The organism is Ginsengibacter hankyongi, assembly GCF_008710285.1.
GTDB classification, from domain to species: Bacteria; Bacteroidota; Bacteroidia; order Chitinophagales; family Chitinophagaceae; genus Ginsengibacter; species Ginsengibacter hankyongi.
On the sequence record NZ_VYQF01000003.1, the window covers coordinates 169234 to 186541 of the forward strand.

The 17308-nt window shown below is 38.0% G+C and carries 12 protein-coding genes; 6 read left to right on the plus strand and 6 right to left on the minus strand.

Going from position 1 to position 17308, the window contains the following annotated elements; all coding sequences use genetic code 11:
* Positions 1-2 precede the first annotated feature (2 nt).
* From FW778_RS13005 to FW778_RS13015, 3 genes are read right to left on the minus strand one after another with little or no spacing between them, the layout of a single operon-like run.
* Positions 3-3308 carry a hypothetical protein gene (locus FW778_RS13005; protein WP_150415148.1) on the minus strand — a complete coding sequence of 1102 codons (3306 nt, stop codon included), beginning with the start codon at positions 3306-3308 and terminating at the stop codon, positions 3-5.
* 18 nt (positions 3309-3326) lie between these two features.
* The gene (locus FW778_RS13010) at positions 3327-6788 is read right to left on the minus strand and encodes a DUF6603 domain-containing protein (protein ID WP_150415149.1); all 3462 of its coding nucleotides are present in this window, start codon (positions 6786-6788) and stop codon (positions 3327-3329) included.
* 8 nt (positions 6789-6796) lie between these two features.
* Positions 6797-7942 carry a hypothetical protein gene (locus FW778_RS13015; protein WP_150415150.1) on the minus strand — a complete coding sequence of 382 codons (1146 nt, stop codon included), beginning with the start codon at positions 7940-7942 and terminating at the stop codon, positions 6797-6799.
* 389 nt (positions 7943-8331) lie between these two features.
* Here FW778_RS13015 and FW778_RS13020 point away from each other — a divergent pair, with 389 nt between their 5' ends.
* The 5 genes from FW778_RS13020 (at position 8332) to FW778_RS13040 (ending at position 13148) form a co-directional block, all read left to right on the plus strand.
* Positions 8332-8931, plus strand: a complete 600-nt coding sequence (locus FW778_RS13020) for an HD domain-containing protein (RefSeq protein WP_150415151.1) — start codon at positions 8332-8334, stop codon at positions 8929-8931.
* A gap of 29 nt (positions 8932-8960) precedes the next feature.
* Complete coding sequence (locus tag FW778_RS13025; protein WP_150415152.1) at positions 8961-10952, plus strand: glycoside hydrolase family 97 protein; 1992 nt, start codon at positions 8961-8963, stop codon at positions 10950-10952.
* Positions 10953-11141: 189 nt separating this feature from the next.
* Positions 11142-12110, plus strand: coding sequence for a polymorphic toxin type 23 domain-containing protein (locus tag FW778_RS13030; protein WP_150415153.1), 969 nt, complete (start codon positions 11142-11144; stop codon positions 12108-12110).
* Entirely contained in the window at positions 12097-12861 is a 765-nt protein-coding gene (locus FW778_RS13035; RefSeq protein ID WP_150415154.1) for a hypothetical protein, read from the plus strand. The genes FW778_RS13030 and FW778_RS13035 overlap by 14 nt, the downstream gene beginning before the upstream one ends.
* Positions 12862-12863: 2 nt before the next feature.
* Positions 12864-13148, plus strand: a complete 285-nt coding sequence (locus tag FW778_RS13040; RefSeq protein ID WP_150415155.1) for a hypothetical protein — start codon at positions 12864-12866, stop codon at positions 13146-13148.
* 68 nt (positions 13149-13216) lie between these two features.
* On the opposite strand, the gene FW778_RS13045 is transcribed toward FW778_RS13040, so the two are convergent.
* On the minus strand, positions 13217-14458 hold the full coding sequence (locus FW778_RS13045) for an MFS transporter (protein ID WP_150415156.1): 1242 nt from the start codon (positions 14456-14458) through the stop codon (positions 13217-13219).
* Positions 14459-14615: 157 nt separating this feature from the next.
* Between FW778_RS13045 and FW778_RS13050 the strand changes: the two genes are divergently transcribed.
* Entirely contained in the window at positions 14616-15227 is a 612-nt protein-coding gene (locus tag FW778_RS13050) for a YdeI/OmpD-associated family protein (protein WP_150415168.1), read from the plus strand.
* A gap of 62 nt (positions 15228-15289) precedes the next feature.
* On the opposite strand, the gene FW778_RS13055 is transcribed toward FW778_RS13050, so the two are convergent.
* On the minus strand, positions 15290-15706 hold the full coding sequence (locus FW778_RS13055) for a DsrE family protein (protein ID WP_150415174.1): 417 nt from the start codon (positions 15704-15706) through the stop codon (positions 15290-15292).
* 308 nt (positions 15707-16014) lie between these two features.
* Positions 16015-17307, minus strand: coding sequence for a radical SAM protein (locus FW778_RS13060; RefSeq protein WP_202552230.1), 1293 nt, complete (start codon positions 17305-17307; stop codon positions 16015-16017).
* Position 17308: the final 1 nt, after the last annotated feature.

Consider the following 17308-nt stretch of genomic DNA (forward strand, 5'->3'; position numbering starts at 1 on the left):
CTTTAGGTTTCAGGTAACATTTCTGCAGCATGCCTGGCAAACAATACTGGATCCTGGAATAAAATTGCGGCTAGGTCTGCAGAATTACTATTCCACAATGGCTGGTTTGCGGGGTTTTGAATTACAATATTTTTATTAAAAGTGATATGATAACTATCCAAATCAGCTTTGCTATTCACCAAATATTCCCATGCAAGATCATCCCATGTTTTAGGATTGCCCACAGGCATTACATTTGTATTGCCGTGTTCATCGGTAAAGTCATCAAGACCAAAACGAACATGACCGGGCCTTTCTTTCAAAACAAAAAACCATCCGGGATCTTTGCCAGCGGTTGAACCGTGAGGTTGTTCGATTCGGTCACCTCTTGCCTGGTCTTCTGTGAGTGAGAAACCAAATAAGGTTATGTCCGGATCAATCTCCGCTTTAAATAAAGGAAACTTGGTATCGGTGGATGTTGGATCAATACCGTCTTTTAAATGTCTCGGTTTAGATGCATCTGTATTATCATATTCTGCTTTTTGTGCAAATACCATTGTATTGGGATATTTCTTAAACACCTGTCCGCGTATAACCAGAACTAAATTGGAAGCGTCCGTACCTCTTGGATTATTTTCTCCCAACTTATGGCTCCATGTATTTATCTTCCTGATATCTAATTTAAGCTCCTTATCTTTTTCAGGATCCGCATCCAATGGAAGAATTCTGTCATCAATATTCCAGAACTGGCGGAAATAAGATCCACGCTGGTCTGTAGGATATTCATTCCATAAAAGCTCTCTTGCCATTTCATGGTTCATGCCAACCATAAATGCTTCAATGAACGATTGATTATTTTCGAGCAGTGTAATAGAATTATCAGGAAGCTTATCTATGTTGGGTAATATGAAATTTTTAGAAAGCTCCAGGAGATAAGTATATACAGCTTCGGCAAATTCCGGATAAGCCATCACCGGTTTCAATTCGGGCAACGGAACATATACGCCATTTTTCAATATCCTGATGTTGGCCATTAATTTATTAACAAACGTAACAGTAGGATCTAACTTTAAAAAGATATGTGAAGAAACATTTGCAACATTTGCAAAAGCAGGCACAGGAGTAACCTGTGGCAAAGTGTCTAAAATATTAGTAAAATCAGTGAATGAGCTTTTCAAGGCAAGCACATCATTTTTCGTTGTCATTGTTTTAATGGCTGCGGGATTTAATGGCTGGCTATCTTTTAAAATAACATCGTTATAATTTTTTGCATGAATGTCAGGGCCGAATAAGTCCTTCATTATAGCATCAGCTAATTCAATAGTTACCTGGCCATTAACATCTTTCTTTACAGGTAGACTAGTTGCTGCAATTCCATTCACCATATTTACGACTATAGTTTTAACGGCATTATCTGAAATATTCTGTGCATTAACCGCGTTTAACAGTTGCGCCAATGTGAGTGTGGCATTCGCAGTTATAACATCCGTTTCAATCATAGTTACAAATGCATCTTTAGCAAGATCATTTTTACTGGTATCATAGTTTGATATTGCATTAGTGATAGCTGTATTAATACTTGTTGTATCAAGTGCCGCAATGGGAGCCCTCTTTAATTTTGCCGCAGTTACAGCATTCGCCTGGGATTCGTCCGTAATATTAAAATCCTTAATTACCGTATTTAATTTTACCAATAATGCTATCCCAGTTGAAGCTGTAAAACTCACTCTAGCGACTTTACTGTTGGGCCGGGACACTTTACGGAAGGCAGCTGTTTTGGAAGCGAAGGGAATGCGGCTTTCAACAAAGTCCTGTTGTACAGTTTTTGTATTTGCGGCATTTTTTATTAAGTGCTGAACAGAATGAGTAAGCATAACTGCTTTGTCGTTTCCTGCATTAATGATATGTTTTTTAAAAATACATTTAGTAATCGCCTGTGCTAATAATGATTCCTGGATCTTCTTATTCGCGTCATTCACTTTATTAACCTGTTGCCACGCACGGTTTATAAAATCATCCTGGTGTTTTTGTATAACCTTAACTCCTAAACCCGCAGCGCCCCTGTTTCTGAAATCAAGATTTAGTTCCTCTATCCATGGGGGATTCGTTCCATCTCCCAGTTTTGAAACCAAGGCATGCCATACGCCATAAACAGGCGGCACCAATAAGGGATCCTCTCCTATATTGGTATTGAAAAATGGATTTTTGCTTGCAATTACAGCGTTCTTGTCTACAAGATCGGCAGAAAGGTTAAGTAATGCCCGCAACTTATCAACTGTATTTTTATCGTCTGCGTTTGTGCCCCCGTTAGTTGGCCATGGATCGGGCTCAAAATTCGGTGGCTTTAATGCGGCCTCCATTCCAATTACTTTGGTTCCATCATTTTGCGCAGCCATATTAAAACCGGGATCCTGGATATCCATAGGCATTTTGCCAGATTCAGGATCCATGATAATAGGCTTTAGCATTGAAACAAGGCTTTCAAAATCACCATAATTAGCTGTCCTGAAATTCCATTGATAATAAACGGGGAAATCATATGGCCTGGTGCCGGTGCCCGGCATGGCACCTTTTTTCCAAGACGTTCTTTGTGCAGGAATTCCGCTGTTATCAATTCCTAAGCCAGCGAGTCTTCCTGTTTCGAATGCTGGTATAACGAACGCCGTAAACGCAGTATTTTTAGCAAGCTTTCGTGGACAAAGCAAACGTGATACTGCGACATCCGGATCATTGCTTAGGTCTGCATTTACTTCCGGCTGCATGGCAGCTCCGCTCAAGTTGGCCAGTTTATTATTAAAGTGAACATGAGCAAAGGCCCATGTATCATCCTGGTGATGAAAAGCTTTATCAAATGATGCCTGATCAACAGAAATAAAAGGGAGTCCGCCGGGATTTTGTTTTAGTATATACTCATCATCCTGTAATGCAACAAGGGCCAGCCATGGACGTAAGCGTGTATGGTTACCGTTAGGGTTAGCCGCGGTCGCAGGAGAATATCTCCATAAAAAATCTTCTTCATAAAATTCAATGTATGGCAGGCCGTTATCTTCATAATTCATAACACCTCTCCTCGGTTCAGTACGCACAATGGCCCTGGTGTCGATGCTTTTCACATCTCCGGGGCCAACCACCTGTATTTGTTTGGTAATAGTATTCACCTGCACACTTCCATCCAGGTTAGTATATTGTACATCAAGCTCTGCTGAAAGATCTGCCCTCGCAATAGCAGTACCATCGCTGCTGCCGAGTGTATCTGTTTCGCTTATTTTAGAAGCAACACCCTGCCTTGCCCAGGGTAAGAATCCGTAAGATGGTAATGTGTTTGCCATATTAAAATATTATCTGAATCAGTTATTCAATTGATACGCTGATGCTATACTTACTTTTCCTTTTAATGAAGGGTTTTGTTTAAGTATTGTTTCAAACGCATCATTAGCCTGTGCATGAGTTCCACCAGCGAATACATCAACGCTGTGTTGTGCTAACGTTGAATTATCTATCAATACAAATTGTTCTTCGCCAATATTTACTGCAGCATTATCCAGCCTGAAACTTTTCTGTGAATTTTGAACAGATAGAGCGCTTCTGCCGACAGCCCCTCCCCGCGTCATCAACTTAAACCATTTGAATTCAAAATTGAATGTTCCCGGTCGCGGGAATGGATCAAAGTCGGATACTATTACATCATACACCACATCCCTATCCCAGGCATAATCGACAAATAAAGTATCGGTATCTGAAACTTTTACGCCGCCTTTTTCTTTTGTATAAGAAGGCGATTTTAGTTTATCATCGTCCGACATATTTTTAAAAGCAGCGGGTGCAAATGATTCTGGTTCATCATTCAGTCCGGTAACGAGGCCGCCTAAACGAAATGCGGAAATATCAACCATATTGATATCGGAAGGAGTATTATTACCAAACTTATCTATCACCAGTTTTAACGGCATTATTATCTGGCTCACTTTCACGGCTCCAAAAGCCTGCAAAATAATCTGGCCGGGCTGAGGCACAATGCTGGCAAGTGTTACAAGATTATAACGATTGGCAGGAAGCTCTGCACTCCAGTTCGCATCCAAATTGAATGCTTCCAGGATTTTTGGTAATACGGCAATACTTGGTAAAATAACCTGTTGCGCATCACCCCACGTAACATTGAAATGAACTTTAATGCTGATGAACAATATCGAGAAAGAAGCGGTTCCATTTGCATTCCAGGGTGTAGGTCCTGATAATTCAAAATCAAGATTGATAGAGAATAAAGTACTACTGCCCATTTTTACTTCGAGTCCTGCAGTTATATTCGCAATAAATTTAAATGGCGAGAATTGGAACAATACATCAAAACCTAAATAACCAACAACACTAAAGCCGGCAACTTCAAATTTAAAATCTATCCTGGCACCAAACTGAACAGTATTGGATGTTACAGCGAAATAAGCAGTTAATACCAAATTTGGATTGGGACTTAATATAGTAAGCGTTAGCCTTTTAAGCTTTGGAACATTTAATGCAGCCGGTGGTTTGAAAGATGGATGAAAACCGCCAACTGATAACAGGAAAGCTTTCTCGCTTCCCCAGTTGAGCCGAAGCGCCATATCACCCTCAAGTGTAAACGTAAGTATGTGCGAATTATAAATGCTCGCATCAAAAGATAAATAACCATTATCAAAATCGATAATGCCAACAAAATTTACTTGCAATTGCAAAATTGCCGCGTCTTCAGTGGGCAACACAATTTTTAACACGCCTAATATGGCAAGCCTTACAGGATTAGTAAATTCAATACATAAGCCAAATTCAATAGTCACTAATGGAGGAACGCCCCAGGTAATTTTTGCCATCAGTCCAATCATAAACTGATTTTCCTTTACAGGAAAAATCCCTTTGATCTGTGGCAATAAAGTGTTGATGTTAGCAATGATGTCTTGCGGGAACATGATCTGTTCAATGGCATCATTCTTAACTCCATCTCTTAATGCATCCACATTTATTGTTCGGTTGATACCGAGCATACCACCAAGACCGCTAAGGAAAAATCCCATGCTGAGTGAAATACCCGGTTCAAACTGAACACTTATAATGATGAGCAGCGAGAATCCACTGGAACCATCCGGCATGATGGTATTAATAATTGCAATGGCCGAAACCTGTATAGTATCTTCAATTGATAATTGTAACGCTCCCGCATACTCTCCTTTTGGCCTGTCGATCAATAAAAATCCGCCGCCTTTAACAATGCCTGCATCTATAGATAATCCAACACCTGTGGGCGGTAAAAAACTCAAGCCAAAATTGACCGGCCCAAGATTTCCTTTTCTATCAGCAGGAAAACTAAAAGTGCCTGTTAATCCCATGCCCTGCACTACTGCTTCTATAGGCCCCAATTCACCTTTTATATCAAGTGCTATGTTAATGGGTATATCGCTACCCGCGGGCTTAATACCAATTTTAGCTGTTTCAATTTCTATTGGCCCCAATTGCAAATGAGCGGGAAGGTCTATTTCTAAACCACTGCTTCCCTTAAAATAAAAACCACTTTCAAGACCGAAGCCGAAAGCTAATTCGAAAGCTAATGTGATACCCTCGCCCGGTAAAATTTTTGAAAGAAAGCCGTCAGTATCACCTGGTGCAGGCTTTATAACTATTTTACTCCCTTTTAAATCAAACTCAATTTTTACATCCTTGGAACCTGCCGTGGTTATATTAGCTGAGGCGGCAATAGAGGACGATTCAAATTCATAATGACTTGCATCTGCTGACCCAAATACAATAAAGGGTGTGCCGTCAGCCTTTTTGTATTCGAGTCCTAAAGACACTTTTGCGTTTGCGCCACCGTTAGTTCCTCCGCCAGCAAGATTACTTATCATTTGTGGAGGCTGACCGGGTCTTATTATAATGGCAACTCCGTTATTTAGATCAAGGCTTGTATCAAATTTAAATGTAAGGTTTTCTGCAAGATTTATTTCTTCTGTTATTTCTGCACTTGCATAAGGAATGATTGCAATACCCGGAAGTAATGAACCATTTTGCGGGAGTAAATAAAACTTAATACCTGCTCCGGCTCCAAGGTTAGAAGTTTGTTCATCAACCAATACCAATGTAAGGGCATCTTTATCAAATGTACCAGCGGGTAATCCATTATTAAGAACTTGTAAAAACTGTGACTCTATTTGTTTTAACTTGGAAGTAATATTAAATCCTTCCAAAACATCCGTGAGATTTTGAAAAAGCTTTTCACGGCTAAATGCCGGTGTAGCCCATCCATACAAGTCTTGCAGCAATTTTAATGGATTGCTGAATATTAATCCGATCTTATCAAAATGAATTTCCTCCCGGAAATAGGCCGGCCTTGTAGCTGTGGCATTAACTGAAGTAGTGGTAATAATGCCCAGCAACTGCAGAAGGCTCCCTACTTTCGGACGCTGTTTTAAAAAATACTCAACCAACACATACGGGCCTATTTCGGAAGGAAAATCATTTTTAAATTCTGTAGCTGTCGCGGTAATTCCACTGAATAAAGAATCTGATTTGGAAGTAAGTCCTTCAATACCTGTAATAAGATTTTTAATAAGAGACAGCAATTGAGTAACGTTTCCCAAATTAATTTCGCCTGTTTCCAAAATTGTAATAATTGGATCAACCAGATTAACCAGATCCTGGACGGGTTGTACTACGTGGTTGGCATCCCATCCTAATTCTTTCATTGAAGAAATGAAAGCATCGGGCGTTCCTACCATGTCTTTCAATGGTGTAAATGCGCTTGCAATTTCTTCAGCTATTATCGATAATGTATCTGTATCTGCCATACCTATAATTATATCTTATTAAAATAATCACTCTCGTCATCCGCGAACATATTACTCGATGTTGCTCCGCCGGCAGGCGATGCATAAAAATTAAAAACCAATTCGTTATTAGCATTGTTATTTATCACAGGAGGGCTCACATAATATTCGTATCTGCGTCCTGTATAAACTCTCGACTTTGAGTTTAAAATCCACTCAAGCCCATCAACCATATCATCTAATGAATCGTATTCATACCTTTTGTAAAATGGCAATGGATGTGTATTCTGAAACATGAGCCAGAAAGCATCAGTTCCGGCATTGGCTGCCTGGTTATTCATTAGTGTTTTGAGAAAAGGAACAATGGTGCCCTGCGTCGTTGGTAAAGTACCTACAGAAGGATCCATTCTAAGCGTTACAACATTTGATCGTTGAAATTTATAACGGCCGGCCTTTAACGTCGTTAATCGTGTAACAGGTGAAGGATTTAATTTTACTCTTACCAACGGATCAACGGCTTTTGTAATACGGCTGGGAACCCATATATTCCATTGAGCCGTGGTAATATCGGTTCCATACATATCCGTATACCCTACCGCGTCCAGCAACGCAACCAGGTCAGTTTTGTTAGCAACACTTGTGCTTTTAAAAATATGAAAGTCGTAATTGAACGCTTCAAAAACACCCTGTGCCAAAGAATAAACAACGTGATAAAATAAAGGCGCTGCGACACCCACATCAGTTGTACTTAAGCCATTAATAACGTCCTTAAGCTTTTGAATAAACGGAGTCATTACACCAATGCGACAGCCACGAATAAATACCGATGGATCAATTGGCTGATTATTACTATCCACTGGTCTTGGATTAATAATATTATCTGCCAACTGGCACGACCGTGTTGGAGGAGCAAATGCCTTTTCCAGCGCCTCATAAGTGGTATGTGCATCAAAAGCCGGGTCCAGTTGCACATTCATCCAGCCAGATTCGTTGCCATGTGTGCCGATTAAAATATTGGTAAGTGGAGGACTAACATGAGTTGACAAATGATTAAAAAAATCTTTTATAGAATTAACTCCTGTGGTATTTACCAATGTTGTAGATGCTCTGTTGGTAAACATTGTTCGCATTATATTGTCGTATCCCGTGGCACCCGGTGCAAAAGCAAAATCCATAATAGTTAATTTTAAAGTTTAAGAAGTATAAACAATAGTTTATATCAACTAATCTTAAAAAGTGATTAAGCAATCAGAATGTAACCGGAAAAAATTAAGGAGTAAGGTCATTAATAAATTTCCTGTTCCGCCAAACAGCGGGAGGTTTTCTTTGTATTACAGAGGAGATCTGTGGGGTTATCTTTAAAACAGGAACATAAAATTTATAATTATTTTTTATAAATGCAACAATGTGCATAATTATTTTTATAATAATCTTAAAGGAAGAAATAGATTTAATGCAAAACTATGTTATATAAAAAAAGCATTTATTTTGTCGATACGTACAAATAAATAGGAATCAAATTCCGGTCTGGTAATTCAATCAAAATTTATATAAAAACAGTTTCATGTCATTACAATTAAACAGGACAAGCTTTGGCGACGCAGCCAATAAAGGCAATACTTTATTACGAGCGGAAGCAGAATCGTTATTTAATGAATGGGTTATCAATCCACGTTTGCAATTGCATATGAAACAGGTGGCGTATTTAATGACATGCTGGGCAAAGGAAAAAGAAAACCTTGATGAAGAAAATCAATGGCAATGGGAAATGGCGGGCCTTCTGCATGATGCGGATTGGGACCAATGGCCTGATCAACATTGTAAAAAAATTATTGAAGAACTAGAAAAAAGAAATGTCGATCCTGGAATAATCCATGCCATTGCTTCTCACGGACCCAATCATTTTGGTGTGGAACCTGAAACTAAGATGGATAAGATGTTATATGCTTTTGATGAACTATCCGGATTGATACATGCGTATTCTTTAATGCGCCCCGGAGGTTATGATGGCATGGAATTGAAAGGTGTAAAGAAAAGATTAAAAGAAAAATCATTTGCAGCAAATGTTTCAAGGGAAGAAATTAACGATGCCTGTAACCGGGCCGGCATTTCTTTAGATGATATAATTAATTTTATTATTTCGAGACAGGTCCTGGTTAGCTAACTCATACAATTCTATCTAAAACCTACATCATGAAATTTCTACATTTTAAACTGGCAATATGTTTAGTGTTTATAACATTAGGAGCATTTGCACAAAAAAATACAACCTACCAGCTGGCATCTCCGGATGGCAAAAACATTATAAAAATTAACGCCGGCAAAACCCTGCAATGGTCTGTAATGAATAATTCAACAGAAGTAATTGAACCTTCTGCAATTTCTATGCAATTACAAACGGAGGTATTGGGAAGCGATGTAAAAATTATTTCTGCAAAAACCGAAAAAGTAAATAGGTCATTTAAAGCAATTGATTACATTAAAGATGCCGTACCGGATATTTACAACCAGCTCACATTAAATTGCAGAGGCAATTATGGCGTCATATTCAGGGCATATAATGATGGAGTTGCGTACAGGTTTTTTACGAAAAAGAAAGGAAAGATCATCGTTGTAAACGAAGCGGCTAATTTTAACTTTGATAAAGATTATAAATGCTTCGTTCCTTTTGTAAGAGATTTTCGTGGCACAGAACAATATATCCAATCTTTCGAGGCATTATATACCGAAAAAAATATTTCACAATTTCCAAAAGATACACTTGGATTTTTACCGATGATGATAGATTTAGGCAATCAAAAAAAAGCGGTACTAACGGAAGCAGACCTGGAAGATTATCCGGGCATGTTTGTCAAGGTTAATGATAACACTGATAAAAGTTTGATGGGAGTTTATGCGCCTTATCCGCTGGAAGAAAACCAGGGCGGTTATAAAATGTTAAACACAATGGTATCTAAAAGAGCTAACTACATTGCTACAGTAAATGGCACCAGGAATTTTCCATGGCGTGTTGTAATTATAACTAATAATGACACCGCGTTACTTAATAATGATATGGTTCAAAAATTAGCGTCTCCCTCACGCATTGCAGATCCATCCTGGATAAAACCCGGCAAAGTTGCATGGGATTGGTGGAACGATTGGAACATTAGCCATGTTGATTTTAAAGCAGGCATCAATACCGAAACCTATAAATATTATATTGATTTTGCGGCTGCAAATAAATTAGAATATATAATACTAGATGAAGGCTGGAGTAATGATTTGGATTTAATGGAAGTGTCTCCTAAAATTAATTTGCAGGAAATAATTGATTATGGAAAACGAAAAAATGTGTGTGTTATTTTATGGGCCGGGTGGTATGCAGTTAATTCAAAAATGGATTCGGTATTTAAAAAATATGGAAGTATGGGAGTAAAAGGATTTAAAATAGATTTTATGGATCGTGATGATCAAAAGATGGTTTCATCATTATACGCTATTGCAAAAAAAGCAGCAGAAAATAAAATGATTATAGATTATCATGGCATGTATAAGCCAACTGGTTTGCAAAGAACTTATCCTAACGTTATAAACTTTGAAGGAGTAAAAGGAATGGAAAATGTGAAATGGACTCCTAATGATGACGTTCCCCGTTATGATGTTACAATACCCTTCATTCGCATGATTGCAGGGCCAATGGATTATACACCGGGTGCTATGCGCAATGCTACTAAAGAAATTTTCAGGCCAATCAATTCAATGCCTATGAGCCAGGGGACCCGTTGTCATCAAATGGCGATGTATGTTGTGTTTGAAGCTCCTTTGCAAATGTTGTCTGATAATCCAACTGCTTATATGAAAGAACAGGAATGCACTGATTTCATTGCGAAGGTTCCAACCGTTTTTGATGAGACAGTACCGTTATTAGCGAACGTTGGTGAGTATGTAGCAATAGCAAAAAGAAAAAAGAATGTTTGGTATGTGGGTGCAATGACCAACTGGAATGAAAGAGATGCCGAAATAAATTTATCATTTTTAGAAAACGGAAATTATGAAGCAGAAATTTTTAAAGATGGCGTAAACGCAGACAGAGATGCAACGGATTATAAAAAAGAAATAATAAAAGTTACATCAGGCGATAAAATAAAAATTCACCTGGCTCCTGGCGGAGGCTGGGCCGCGAGATTTACTCCTCTTCAATAAGAAATAGAAAAAAGTTTTCAGGCAAGTAAACGGTATTGAATTATTCCTCAACAAAGCCACTAAGGCCAAAAAGTGTCCATAAAGACAATTTGTACTCCTGTTTCCTTGTGGGAACTAGTCAGTAACTGTTTTTTGATTGTTTTTATAATTCAACCCTAAGAATTATATTTATAGAGTTATAACCCAAAGATGAAAGGTTTCTATAAATATTTTTTTCTCTTGTTATCTTTTATTGTTAGCAAACCTTCATTAGCACAACCCAACTGGAATTACCACGGCTATTTTAATTTTGGTTGCAATATCAACTTTACTTACGGTAAGGCACAGACGTTTCCCGGATTGCGATTATTCGCAGCATTTATTGCTAACGGAATTTATAAAAATAATTTTTCTGTTAATTACGGTCCATCTGTATCGGTTTACACAAAAACGCTCGGCGCTAATTTAAATCCATTAACAGGAGATATACAAATAGATTTCACCAATACATTCAGCATTGGAAGTACCTGGGGAAAAGAACTGAGTTATACAAAATTTTTTAAAACATTAAATACAGGTTCATTCTATAATATAGCTACCAATAAAAAATATGCTGCGTATTTAAGCACCAACTTCATTTTAAACAATCGCAGGCGAAACCAGGTAGTGGGTTCTGTTTCATTTTCGGCACCGGATTTTAGTATTAATTATTATAATGATGGAGCGGTGCCTTTTACATTTCTTCCATTGGCAGATAATTTTGATCGATGGTGGACGGGAGGCTTCGGGATTTATATCCATAATCATAAAAATTATAACATTGCTGAATTGAGTTTTGATCAGTTCACCGGTTACTCGCCTTTGTTGTATGAATTATCAAATCTTATAGGGATTAATATGCCTAACTACAATGCAGATGACTCTGATGTTATAAGAAGCAAGCGAAATGTGCCTCCCGCATTTAATACCTCGGCTTATAATCTAAAAATATTTTTGGGGCGAGGGTATGCTGTAGATGCAGGCGTGATGGGCTCTTTACGCAGCGCCAAATCCGGTAGAGTTTTTGGACTGCAGGAAATCATCCATACCATGTTGCGTTACCCGTTACATCCTAATAATGATATTAACCGGTTTTATATCGGTGGCACTTATAATAATATGAACCATGTTAAGTTGTAGAAAAATATTATTTCTTACAATTGGTGGAATTTCTTTTGCAGGTTGCCTGGAGCAAAAAATACTTTTTGATTTTAATAAAGATGTTAATCAAAACTTTTTTAAAGAAGTTCCCGGAATTGGTGATGCACTTTATATAAAGTATCCTGTTACAAAAAAAGCAACAACTGCGAGAGTGTATGTTTCCTCCTTTCGTGAAAAGTTTATAGAAAATGATGACCTGTTGGAATATTCCGAATTGAATGATGTAAGTAAAACATCTTCTGTTGATTATTGGAACGTAAACGGCTACTCGCAAAATCTTTACCTGGTAAAGTATGAATTCTCTTATTCAGTAAAAAATAAAAAAGGTGAACCGATTGACATACCCGTTATCGGAGCAGTATTTTTTTCATTAAAAAGAAATGGCCAAAATAAAGTAACCGGTATAGCCCCCTGCTATTTTGGCACTGTTGATGAAGATGAAAATTTAATAACGTTTGACACAGAGCTAACACTGGCCAAAAAGGATGGTACTTTTTATTTGAAAGCTATTAAAAAGAAAAAGAATGTAAAGGGATTGTTATTTATGCCAGCCAATTTTCCCTCAAACCCTGCAACACCGGATGACACGTTTACGATTGAAAAAATTGTGAAACTCGATGCTAATAAAGTTGGTGGCTACAAGCCACTCGTTTTTAACATCAATAAAATATTAAAGGATGCAAATGCCCTGCAGTTTCATTACGTTGATACAATTCATTTAACTCAATAATTATGGCAACAAAAAAATCTGCTCCCAAAAAATCGCTGGTAAAGAAAGCAGTGCCGGGAAAGGCCGCAGCAAAAAAATCTGCTAAAAGAAAAGCAAAAGCTAAACTTAAAAAAGCTGCACCCAAAATTATTATACCGCAGGAATTTCCTGATAACGTTGATTGTATATGCATGCAAAAAAAACCAAAAGGAAAATTTTATAACTTCCGCCTACAGGAAGGTCGTTGGGTGCAGGCTTCAGCTATCCCCTTTCCTACAAAAGAAATTTGTGAAGATGCGTGTTGTTAAATACTTAGGACAAATTTAAAAATATTCTTATAAGCTAACGGTTAATATAAACACAGTAAATTATACTTTTAAGCAACGGCTGCTTTTTTATTAATCCGCGATTTTCTTACTTTTTTTAGAACAGGAATAAATAACAAGCCCGCTGCAACGCCGCACACACCTTCGACCAATACAGTAAATGGCGTACTCGTAAAGTGTGCCAATGATCCAATAAGAAGTCCGCCAATAGGCTGCATGCCCATAAAAGCCATAACGTAATAACTTATCACTCTGCCTCGCATGTGTTCATCTACATGGGTTTGTATATAAGTATTGCTTGCTGAAATTTCTGTAAGCAGTCCCGCTTCGGCAATCATTAAAAATACCAAAGCAAGGGTGAAATTTTTTGTATAGGAAAATACAATTAGCCCAACGCTGAAAATTAAAACCGAATAAGCTATTATCCTAAGGTATTTACTGCCAGCCTTGCGTGTAGCCATGTATATCGCACCTAACAAAGCACCAAGTCCTGAAATACTGTTCAGCCAGCTAAACGTGGTAACATCTCCCTTAAAAACAGACGCGGCATATACAGGAAGCAACGTAGTGTACGGCATTACCAGCAGGCTCATAGCCGCCGTTAAAAAAACTACCGAGCGCAGTCCAACATCGCCTTTTATATAAGTATAACCTGCCCGCAATCCAATCCATATTGGCTCAGTGTTCTTGGGGCGTGCCGGCATGTTTAGCTTCATAAAAAGCAGGGAAACAATTACCGCAATAAAGCTTAAAAAATTAATAAGAAAGCAAATGTCTTCACCATAGCTACTCAATAGTATTCCCGCAACGGCAGGCCCCAGCAGCCGGGCCAGCGTAACCATAGTTGAATTAAGTGCAATAGCATTGGGCAAATGTTTTTTATCCTCCACAAGCAGTATCATAAAGGATTGACGGGATGGCGTATCAAACGCGTTAATAATACCCAACAAAACGCTTAACAAAATAATAATAGTAACATTATAACTTCCATTCCATACTACAATTGCGAGCAACCCTGCCTGTATCATAGAAGCAACCTGCGTAAAGAGTAAAGTTTTATATCGGCTGTGCCTGTCAACATAGGCGCCGGCATATGCAGAAAAAAGTAAGATAGGAATTTGTCCTGCAAAAGCTACCAAACCAAGCATAAACGCAGAATGCGTAAGATTGTATACCAGCCAGCTTACCGCAATCCGTTGCATCCATGTACCAATGAGCGATATGGCCTGTCCTGAAAAGTATAAGCGAAAATTGTAGTACCGGAAAGCCCTTAATGCAGGAGGAAGTTTCATTAATACCATTAGATGAATGCAAATTTAGAACTCTACACGTAAGAATTCGATGCAAATTTTATCTAAAAATAAAACGACGCTTATTTTACTTTAGCGAAACAATTTCTTTTCTTTATACGAAAATTTATTTTGTTAACATTTTTTAAAGGCTAATTGAATGAGACAAAAAGATAAAAGAGTTGATGAATATATTTTAAAATCTGCGGATTTCGCAAAGCCCATTTTAAATCATTTAAGAGGCCTGGTTCACCAGTCATGTCCAAAGGTTGAGGAAACCATTAAATGGGGCTTCCCCCATTTTGATTACAAAGGAATGATGTGCAGTATGTCAGCATTTAAACAACATTGTGCATTCAATTTATGGAAAAGTGCTCTTATGAAAGATGCAAAACAAATGATGGGGCAAAATGAACATGCAATGGGGCATTTGGGTAAAATCAGGAGCCTGGCGGATTTACCTTCAGATAAACAAATTACCGCATGGATTAAAGAAGCTATGAAATTAAATGATAATGATGTGAAGCTTCCTGAAAGAAAAAAATCTGCGGCTCCAAAAACAATTGAAATTCCGGATGGGTTGCAAAAAGCATTAAACAAAAATAAAATTGTCGCCACCGCATTCACCAATTTCAGTTCATCGCATAAAAAAGAATATGTTGAATGGATCAACGAAGCAAAAACTGAAGAAACAAAAAACAAAAGAATTGCAACAACCATTGAATGGGTAACAGAAGGCAAACCACGAAATTGGAAATACATGAAAAAATAAGCGCCGCTGGAGTTCTTTCATCTATGATTGCAACCTTTGGTCTATTCTCTGAATCTTGACTCTTATTGAACAATCTTAATATACCCATACCCTGCGGCCTGTTTTTTTACAATTTCATAAATACCGTCCGGAACTGTTTGAACCCCGCTCACTAACTGGCTTTGATCAACATTATGCTTCTTCATTGCAACTGCGCAGGCTCTGAATTGCACCTGCTTGTTTTCAGAAAGCTTTGAAATATCATCCATCACAGCGGATTTATTTTTGTCCACAACAGCAATAGAATTCCCATAAAAAACTACTTCTACTTTAGCATCCGGATCGGCACTGATTATTTCTTTTATCAAGACGATCATTCTTTGTTGGATGGCTGGTTCATTATTCGTGATATCAAATACAACGTTGTAAGGAACCTTTTGGGAAAATGCGGAAACAGCGGTTAGAAAAAGCGCCGTCGCCATTAAAAATATATGTTTCATAATTTTAAATTTTAGCTTATAAAATTATAAATTACAAACCAGGATCAAAATCAAATCTTCATTTAAATTTTTATTCAATTTCCCATCCTAGCAACAAAAACGCTTAGTATAAAGAAAGCTTAGTATAAAGATGTTAAAGAAATTAAGACGCACTTCGCCGTCCTGATAATACCGGGATCAAAAAGCTATTGGTAAAAAACTAATTTTGTGTCAGTTAAAAATTATAAATACATAGAGAAAGAAGTTGCAGGCGATCCCGGAAATGCTATTTAAAGAAACTAGTAAAAATTCTTGTTCGTTCAATCAAACTATTTTGCATAATCCATTTCAAAATCCCCTTTTATCCTTTCAATAGATGGGTTGAAATACCCAAATTTTAAATCAGGAAATTCTTCGTGTATTAATTCCATCATTTGTTTGATGCCGATACATTCTCCCGTATCTGTTACACCAATTTTGCCTAAATACCAATCAGGATCGATATTGAAATTTCGCCATTGAATCATTTTTAATCCGGTTGTTTTTATCAACTTTCGTAACGCTTCGTATTCTTCAACACTGTCGGTCATTCCGGGGAAAACAAAGTAATTGATGCTCGTCCACCCGTTATAGCTAGTAGCTACCTTAAGGCTTTCTATAATATCGTTAAACTCGTAATTATTAGGACGATAATAAGGCGTATAAATTTTTTCCCTTGCAGAGTTGGTACTTACCCTGATACTATTTAAACCAGCTTCACACAAAGCTTTTATGGCTTTAGGGTCGCTGCCGTTAGTATTGATATTAATACTCCCTTTCTGAGTATGTTTTCTTATTTCTGTAATCGCCTCTTTGATAGTTTGCCACATCAGTAAGGGTTCGCCCTCACAGCCCTGGCCAAAACTTACAATTGGGAATGGCGCCATTTCCAAATGAGGAACAGTGTATTCAATTATTTCTTCTGCGGTAGGTTTAAAAGTTAACCTGTCCTGTGTGGAAATTATTGTTTCTTCCTGTGGCTGAAAAGAAATGCATCCGATACAATTTGCATTGCACGCCGGCGAACTCGGAACAGGGCATTCCCATCGCCCCATAAAATAATTGCGTGCGGCAGGGCAATGATAGGTGAGGCAACAATTATTAGCCAAATGCTGGACCAAACGGTTATGCTTATACGCAGACAAATATTCTTTTACTCCTGCTTTTATCTTCTCTTCATCAAAACCCGCACTCTCCTGCCGAATGTCCTTTTCGATGCGTACTGCAGGCACATAAAATGTTTCGTTGTACCATCCTGCCGCCGTATAACAAAATAACGGGAGTGTTTCAGCATCCGGCAATGTTTCATAAGCAGCGAGATAAGTTCCCGTATAGGCTGGTGGAATAAAAGCCGCAACAGCCCATCCTTTTTCGCAAAGGCGCATATCACCGGTAATCACATCAATGCCTATTCCACGCCTGCCGGGCAATTCATACAATTGTCCACCGGACGGTAATTCAATCCATTCACTTTTTTCTACGGGCAAAGCATCCCATCCACTTCTGCCGCAGGCATGTAATGAAGTGTCTTCAAAAATGTTTCCTTTGCCGTCAGAAAATAATATGTAAGGGCTATGTTTCAAA

Coding starts and splice junctions, on each gene's coding strand:
- FW778_RS13020 (WP_150415151.1), top strand. CDS start 8,332: ATGTCATTACAATTAAACAGGACAAGCTTTGGCGACGCAGCCAATAAA.
- FW778_RS13010 (WP_150415149.1), bottom strand. CDS start 6,788: ATGGCAGATACAGATACATTATCGATAATAGCTGAAGAAATTGCAAGC.
- FW778_RS13005 (WP_150415148.1), bottom strand. CDS start 3,308: ATGGCAAACACATTACCATCTTACGGATTCTTACCCTGGGCAAGGCAG.
- FW778_RS13040 (WP_150415155.1), top strand. CDS start 12,864: ATGGCAACAAAAAAATCTGCTCCCAAAAAATCGCTGGTAAAGAAAGCA.
- FW778_RS13030 (WP_150415153.1), top strand. CDS start 11,142: ATGAAAGGTTTCTATAAATATTTTTTTCTCTTGTTATCTTTTATTGTT.
- FW778_RS13025 (WP_150415152.1), top strand. CDS start 8,961: ATGAAATTTCTACATTTTAAACTGGCAATATGTTTAGTGTTTATAACA.
- FW778_RS13035 (WP_150415154.1), top strand. CDS start 12,097: ATGTTAAGTTGTAGAAAAATATTATTTCTTACAATTGGTGGAATTTCT.
- FW778_RS13045 (WP_150415156.1), bottom strand. CDS start 14,458: ATGAAACTTCCTCCTGCATTAAGGGCTTTCCGGTACTACAATTTTCGC.
- FW778_RS13055 (WP_150415174.1), bottom strand. CDS start 15,706: ATGAAACATATATTTTTAATGGCGACGGCGCTTTTTCTAACCGCTGTT.
- FW778_RS13050 (WP_150415168.1), top strand. CDS start 14,616: ATGAGACAAAAAGATAAAAGAGTTGATGAATATATTTTAAAATCTGCG.
- FW778_RS13015 (WP_150415150.1), bottom strand. CDS start 7,942: ATGGATTTTGCTTTTGCACCGGGTGCCACGGGATACGACAATATAATG.